The sequence below is a fragment of the Rhizobium sp. P1_E6 genome, assembly GCF_056405875.1.
In genome coordinates, this window is record NZ_JBFUBG010000089.1 from 21,755 (window position 1) to 28,255 (window position 6,501).

Consider the following 6,501-nt stretch of genomic DNA (forward strand, 5'->3'; position numbering starts at 1 on the left):
TTCCGATCAGCGGCGCGGGCCGCGCGCCACGCGTTCGATCTCTTCGCGCACGAGCCGTTCGACGAGCGTCGGCAGATTATCATCAAGCCATTCGCGCAGCATCGGACGCAGCATGTCCTCGGCAATCTCATCTAGCGAGCGGCGCTCAGCGGCGCCATCGATCGCGGCGGCAAGCTCATCGAAGGAGCGAGCAACCTGCAGGCCGGTGTTCTGGGACAGAAGCGCCGGCTGAATTTCTTCCGCTGCGCGCACAGCCGCAAGTTCGGCAGGCTGGAAAACCGGGGGCTCGACACGCTGTTCGACAGAAGAAAGCACGGGCGCCTCGTCGACGATTGCAGGCTGCGGGATCTCGGGCAGGCGTGGCTCGGCAAAGACCGGCGCAGGCTCTGGTGCATATTGGGCGACGGGCGCAATCGGGGCAACGAAGGGAGCCGGCTCGACCGGGCGCGGAGCAGCAGCCACGCGCGGTGCTTCAAAGGCCGGCTGTGGCTCGAATTGCGGCTGCGATTCATGGAACGCCTGGGGCATATMACGGAGAGCCTGACCGGCCTGAACAGCGCTGCGCTCGGAAGCGGCACGGACACGCGCTGCAACATCGGCAAGCGACATGGCGCGGGCCGGCATTTCCGGCTCGGGCGCCGTGCCGGCAGAATTTGCAGCGACGAAACGCGGATCGGGACGCAACGCAAGCGGTTCCGGAAACTCAACACCGGCGTAGGTGTCGTCAACCGTCAGATGGATTTCGGAGTCGTTTTCTTCTTCCGCACCGTAAACGGGAGGAAGCGAGGCGGATATCGCCTTTCCGGCGCCAGGCTCATTGCTTTCGATGATCTGGCGAATGGAGGCCAGAATCTCTTCCATGGACGGTTCACGCACTACACCTGGCTGAGCCATATCTATCCCCGTTATCCCTTAAACAACGACCGGACGGCGTGGAGCATGCATCCGAATCACCTTGACTTTAGAATACCCCAAAGGGGAAAAAAATCAGCGCGAATCAAACAAATGCAGCCATGCACAGTTTTGTTACCCAAGTGTAAGCGAAGTCTGTGAAGGCTTTTTGGGCGGCAGAAACGAAAGCGGGCGCCCATGGCGCCCGCTCAATAAATCGGCGACAGGAACGCCTTAAAATACGAACTCGCGAGCCTTGGCGAAACCGGGCAGCGGCTTGACCGAAGCATTGAAGAAGACGTTTTCGGAAACAGCGCCGCGCTCGCTGACAAAGACCTTGGCGCGGGCAGCATTGCCATAACCCTGCACGACAACGAGACGGCCGCCATCCTGCAGCTGGCCGAGAAGTGCGGCAGGAACCTCTTCCACCGAACCGTTGATAAAGATCAGATCATAAGGAGCACCGGCGCTATTGCCCTTCTCAAGCGGGCCAGTCGCTATCTGCACATTTGCATAACTGGCGAGATTCGCCTTGGCTTCAGAAGCCAGGGTCTCATCCGCTTCGAGGGCCACGACTGAGCCTGCGATCAGCGACAGCAGCGCGGAGGTGTAACCCGTGCCGGCGCCAACTTCGAGAACGGTATCATCCTTGGTGATGGCGGCGAGCTGCAGCAGCTTGGCAAGCGGCGATGCCTCCATGAGGAAGCGGCCCGGATTGCCGGCAGCCGCCGGAGCAATTTCGATATCATTATCGATATAGGCCAGCACCTTCGCCTTTTCCGGCACGAACGCTTCGCGCGGGACGGTGAGGAAGGCCGTCAGCACCGAATGCGAGGTAACGTCCGTCGTGCGGACCTGGTTGTCGACCATCTTTACGCGTGCTGCTTCGAAATCCATCATATCCTCTCGCCGATGAAAGCGGTTCTGTCTTCCGTCTCTTAGTCTCCGCCACGAATGCTTTCAAGGCTTGCCGGCCGCCTGCTTGAAGAATCCCGCGGGTCCTTCCCCGCATGCAACAGGTAAAAAATGGAAGCTGCAACTTCTGCGTGGAACAAACAGTGATTCCGTGATACTAATATGACCGGAGGAAATGAGGAGGAGGAGCAAGCCATGTCTGCCGTTCTGGAATATTTCACGCTGTTCGACTTTTTCATCGTCGCGGCGCTCGTTGGCATATTCTGCTGCGGGCTGCTGGACGGAAGAGCGACCTGAACAGATCGCGCTTCCTGTATAAAAGTTTCCTGGCCGCCTACCCGGCGCGCCGGAAAAATAGGTTTTGGTGTCCAATCGGATCAAGCCGGCACAGTCGATTGCGTTATTAACTCTATGTCAACCATATTGTTGCGCCAGCCGCGGCTTCCGCTAAGTTGGCGGCATGCAAACCTTCGCCATTCAATCGCCAGAGATCGAAACGCTTCACTACAATCCGGAAGCGAGGCTGCTGCTTGTGAAATTCAAAAGCGGCGCCATCTGCAATTTCACGCGGATCTCAGCGCAGGCGCTGCAGCGACTGCTCGGCCCTGATGTGCGGATAGAGAACAAGACGGCTGGTGACGATGCCGGCTATCTGGCGGGCCTGCGCAGCGGCGGATTGCGGGCGCTTTACTCTCTGACCGGCATCAAGCCAGCCCAATTCGATTTCAGCCAGGTTCCCGTAGTCTGGTAAGACTGCCGAATCGATACCGCGCCTCATTTTATGAAGCGGATCGGATTTCTATGTCGGTGAAAAAGTTATTGGAGGCCTCGCCCGGAATTGAACCGGGGTACAAGGATTTGCAGTCCTCTGCGTCACCACTCCGCCACGAGGCCTCACAGGCTGTATTAGCCGTGGCGAGCGTTTAGAATGATCGTAAGGAAATCGCAAGAGGGCTTTCCAAAAACATTTCCCGCAATTTCAAACTCTGGCCACATCGGGCGTATAGAGAACAAGGATCAATCCAGCGTCGTAGGCACCGAGACGCCGCTCCCAGGGACAATGATAAAAGCTCCATTCTGCTGAAAAATCGCGCTCGCCCGAACAACAAATAGGCTATCAGCTGCTTGAATAGGCCTTTAGGCCATCTGGATTGTGCAACAGGCTAAATTCAGCAAGCTTTACCCTATCGCCTATATTGATCGGTGAGACGCCAACTGTGAAGACGACAACGCGATCACTTCTGTTATATTAGACACATCGAAACATCGCTCAAATATTAGTAACAAATTCTTAACTTGACTTTCAGCATCGTCGTTACATCCTGTTGTGGGAGTGACAGGAGCAGAAATGAACTGGGTGCCTTTGAATTCCAAACAGATCCGCGCCGTATCCTACGATCCGGAGACCCAGGTTCTTCATGCCAAATTCGCCGGCGGCCGCTCAATTCGGCATAACGGGGTGCTGCCGCATATTTACGACAATCTCATCGAAACCAGCGATCCGGAATTTTACTATAAATATTATCTGGAGCCTTCGCGTATCCAGGCCGGCTGGTGGCAGAAAGCCAACCTCAGTTCCCATGCGGTGAAGCTGTTGATAATTCTCATCGCCGCACTCGTGATCACGGCGACCGCACTTGAGGAAAATGGCGAGCTGCCAATCCACCTCTCGGAGATCACAGGGTCAGAAACAACCGCTCCAGCCTCTATTGAAGGCCCTGTCGTCTCTCCGCAGTGACAAACCACACATACTGCACGACCGGGGCATACGATTCCGCGGGCAGACTTCTATTGGCGCCCATCCTCGATATGGCAGCTTGCGGCTTCCCTGAAGACTTTACGCAGGGCGCTTTCGGCGATGCCACCAGACCGCGACGCGTCGTCGCCATCTGCGTGCGATCGGCAAATCGTGGGACAGCACGAGGAAGCCGAGTGGCAACATCCAGAAGCCAAGAATAGGCAAAAAGCCCAGTATGCCGCCGAAAATGAGCAGTGTTCCGGTCGTCATGCGTGCAATGCGCGAGCGCGGCATCGGTACCCGCAGCGAGCCGAGAACCAGCTTGCCATCCTTGTGATCAATGCCGAAACGTGTTTCTGCGGCCTTTTTCGGCCCATTTTTCCTGTTAATCATCTATAAAAGATGGGCTTAAGCGGCACGAATACAAGCTGATTTCATTTTTTTGAAAAAACTGCTTGGCAAATCGGGAAAGCATTTGTATTACCCCGCTCACGCCGCGGCCAAGCGGTGATCCCTGGTAGCTCAGCGGTAGAGCATTCGACTGTTAATCGACAGGTCGCCGGTTCGAATCCGGCCCGGGGAGCCAGTTTCTTCAGCTAAGCAGCTGATTGTATTGAGGGAGTCGGTTCTTAAATGGGCCGACTCCTAATTTTTTTCCCAGTTCTGTTTCTGTGGATATAAGTTCGAGCCTGTAGTTGGCTCCCTCTCTCGAACCCATTCACCATGCTGTCGTTCCTAAAGCGCGCCGGTTTTGCCGTTGCGCCGATGATCGACTGGACAGATCGCGCCGCAAATCTGGGCCAGTGAACGGCTTGTCGTACCGACCTAAGGCTCCTGTTCCTCGAAGATGATGTTCTCAATGAGAAGCGACAGATACGTCAACTGATGCTGCCCATGTAGGCGATGCGGCCCAACCCTTCTCTGAGGCTGGGCGGGGCGTTAGGATTTTCTTGACTTCGCTCACCTGGGGCAGGCATTCACTGGCCAACCAACCAGTGCAGGTGTAAGCACGTGCCATGGCGCTAGATCCTCAGAAAGCATTTTTAGATTACAGTGCGGCGGACTGCAGCGTGCAGTTCTGGACCGCCAACGCACCCGCCGTGCAATTCACCTCTTTGGAGGCCGCCGTCAGGTTCGCGAAAGACAAGGGCGGCAGATGGGAAGAGATCGAGATAACGGTCCATCTGGCGCGCGAAGACATCGTTTTCGCCACCGGAAAAGTGCATCAACTAATTGATGCTTTACCAAGTGATGTCCGGAAAAAGCGTTAGTCTGGTCGATTTGCAGTCAAGAAACCGGCCGTCGGTGCCGGGCACGCGAAAATGGGATCTGCACGCGATAGACACCCTGCTCAACGCATTCAGCGGGATCGGTGATCCATATGCCAACAGATATCATTATCGCAACATTTGCGCTTTTCGCAGCCGGCCTCGCCTTCGCAAGCATCACCTCCGGCAAATAGGCAAGGAAAAGGCTGGCTCCGCTCCAATACGGCTTCTGCTATAGGCTAGAAAACAAAGACGCCCCGGAGGCCAGAGCGTCTTTGATTCAATCGTAATGCCGGCGGAGTGAACTCATGCGGACGGCTGCTTGGTCTTTCTGAGGTACGGCAGAACCGTATCGAAGGAGCCGAAGCGGGCGATGGCGTCTTCGTTGGAGACGGCGGCGGTGATGATTACGTCGTCGCCCTGGTTCCAGTTGGCTGGTGTTGCGACCTGGTGCTTGGCGGTCAGCTGGATGGAGTCGATCGCACGCAGAATCTCGTTGAAATTGCGGCCCGTCGTCATCGGGTAGGTGAGGATCAGCTTGATCTTCTTATCCGGGCCGATGACGAAGACCGAGCGCACGGTGGCGTTGTCGGCAGGCGTGCGCCCCTCGGAGCTTTCGCCGGCACCGGCAGGCAGCATGTCATAGAGTTTGGCGACCTTGAGGTCCTTGTCGCCGATCAGCGGATATTCGACATCGAAGCCGGTCGCCGTCTTGATGTCGTTCTTCCACTTGCCGTGGCTTTCGACCGGATCGACGGAAATGCCGATGATCTTGACGCCGCGCTTCTTAAACTCGCCTTCGAGGCCGGCCATGGTGCCGAGCTCGGTCGTGCAGACCGGCGTAAAATTCTTCGGATGCGAGAAGAGAACGGCCCAGCCGCTGCCGATCCAGTCATGGAACTGAACGGGCCCCTGGGTGGTGTCGGCGGTGAAATCGGGAGCAATATCGTTGATACGTAGGCTCATGGTCGGCCCTCCAATTGCGGATCGTTAAATCTGAACACTCGCAGGCAGTTCTGCGTGCCATGACTATCTACAGACCTGCGCCAACCGTGGTCAAACCAAAGCCTTCCCCGAAAGGGGCGACGGCGGAATATTTATTTCCAACGTGCAAGATGGCCTGACATCGGACTAACGACATCATGCGCGCAAAAAGGCAGCGGCGTGCGCGCAAATCGATGCTTTTCGCATGCCGCGTTATTCCCTACTCACTATCGAATAATGACAAAGAGGGAAGCGGCGATGGCGACACCATTCTTCTGGAATGAACTGAACACTTATGATTTTGCCGCGCTTTCCCCCGACACGACCATCGCTATCCTGCCGATCGCTTCGACTGAGCAACACGGTCCGCATCTGCCCATCGCCACCGATGTGGCGATCGCCAACGGCATGTTGGCGGAACTGCGCCGGCAACGGCCCGAGGACCTCGATATCCTCGTCCTGCCGACCCAGGAAATCGGCAAGGCCAACGAGCATGTCTATGGTCCAGGTACGCTTTCCCTCAGCGCCGAACTGCTGATCCCCGTCTGGACGGCGATAGGCGCGAAGGTGGCGGAAACCGGTCTGCGCAAGCTTGTCATCGTCAATTCGCATGGCGGCAATGTCGATATCATGAGCATCGTCGCCCGTGAGCTGCGAGTACGCCACAAGATGCCCCACTGGGTGGAAACGACGGCCATCTTGTGG

8 protein-coding genes and 2 tRNA genes are annotated in these 6,501 nt (G+C 56.7%); 5 read left to right on the forward strand and 5 right to left on the reverse strand.

The window, feature by feature from the left end; genetic code table 11:
* Positions 1-6 precede the first annotated feature (6 nt).
* Positions 7-894 (reverse strand): PopZ family protein, encoded by an 888-nt coding sequence (locus AC1D35_RS28660; RefSeq protein ID WP_477941314.1) that lies wholly within the window; start codon positions 892-894, stop codon positions 7-9.
* Between the two features lie 231 nt (positions 895-1,125).
* Positions 1,126-1,791: a protein-L-isoaspartate O-methyltransferase family protein gene (locus tag AC1D35_RS28665; protein WP_477854120.1), complete on the reverse strand. Its 666-nt coding sequence runs from the start codon at positions 1,789-1,791 to the stop codon at positions 1,126-1,128.
* A gap of 475 nt (positions 1,792-2,266) precedes the next feature.
* Between AC1D35_RS28665 and AC1D35_RS28670 the strand changes: the two genes are divergently transcribed.
* A complete protein-coding gene (locus AC1D35_RS28670; RefSeq protein WP_113311587.1) occupies positions 2,267-2,557 on the forward strand; it encodes a hypothetical protein in 291 nt (96 codons plus the stop codon).
* Between the two features lie 69 nt (positions 2,558-2,626).
* Here AC1D35_RS28670 and AC1D35_RS28675 read toward each other — a convergent pair.
* Positions 2,627-2,700: transfer RNA gene (locus AC1D35_RS28675), tRNA-Cys, on the reverse strand.
* Between the two features lie 454 nt (positions 2,701-3,154).
* Between AC1D35_RS28675 and AC1D35_RS28680 the strand changes: the two genes are divergently transcribed.
* Positions 3,155-3,544, forward strand: coding sequence for a KTSC domain-containing protein (locus AC1D35_RS28680; protein WP_113297813.1), 390 nt, complete (start codon positions 3,155-3,157; stop codon positions 3,542-3,544).
* Between the two features lie 99 nt (positions 3,545-3,643).
* Here the strand turns inward: AC1D35_RS28680 and AC1D35_RS28685 are convergent, their stop codons facing one another.
* Positions 3,644-3,937, reverse strand: a complete 294-nt coding sequence (locus AC1D35_RS28685) for a hypothetical protein (protein ID WP_113297814.1) — start codon at positions 3,935-3,937, stop codon at positions 3,644-3,646.
* A gap of 118 nt (positions 3,938-4,055) precedes the next feature.
* On the opposite strand from AC1D35_RS28685, the gene AC1D35_RS28690 reads away from it, so the two are divergent.
* Positions 4,056-4,130 (forward strand) — tRNA-Asn (locus AC1D35_RS28690).
* A 430-nt stretch (positions 4,131-4,560) separates the two neighbouring features.
* Complete coding sequence (locus tag AC1D35_RS28695) at positions 4,561-4,815, forward strand: hypothetical protein (RefSeq protein ID WP_113297815.1); 255 nt, start codon at positions 4,561-4,563, stop codon at positions 4,813-4,815.
* Between the two features lie 303 nt (positions 4,816-5,118).
* Here AC1D35_RS28695 and AC1D35_RS28700 read toward each other — a convergent pair whose 3' ends face one another.
* On the reverse strand, positions 5,119-5,778 hold the full coding sequence (locus AC1D35_RS28700) for a peroxiredoxin (protein ID WP_018114238.1): 660 nt from the start codon (positions 5,776-5,778) through the stop codon (positions 5,119-5,121).
* A gap of 276 nt (positions 5,779-6,054) precedes the next feature.
* Here AC1D35_RS28700 and AC1D35_RS28705 point away from each other — a divergent pair.
* A partial coding sequence (locus AC1D35_RS28705; protein ID WP_477941319.1) for a creatininase family protein occupies positions 6,055-6,501 on the forward strand: 447 nt, incomplete at its 3' end.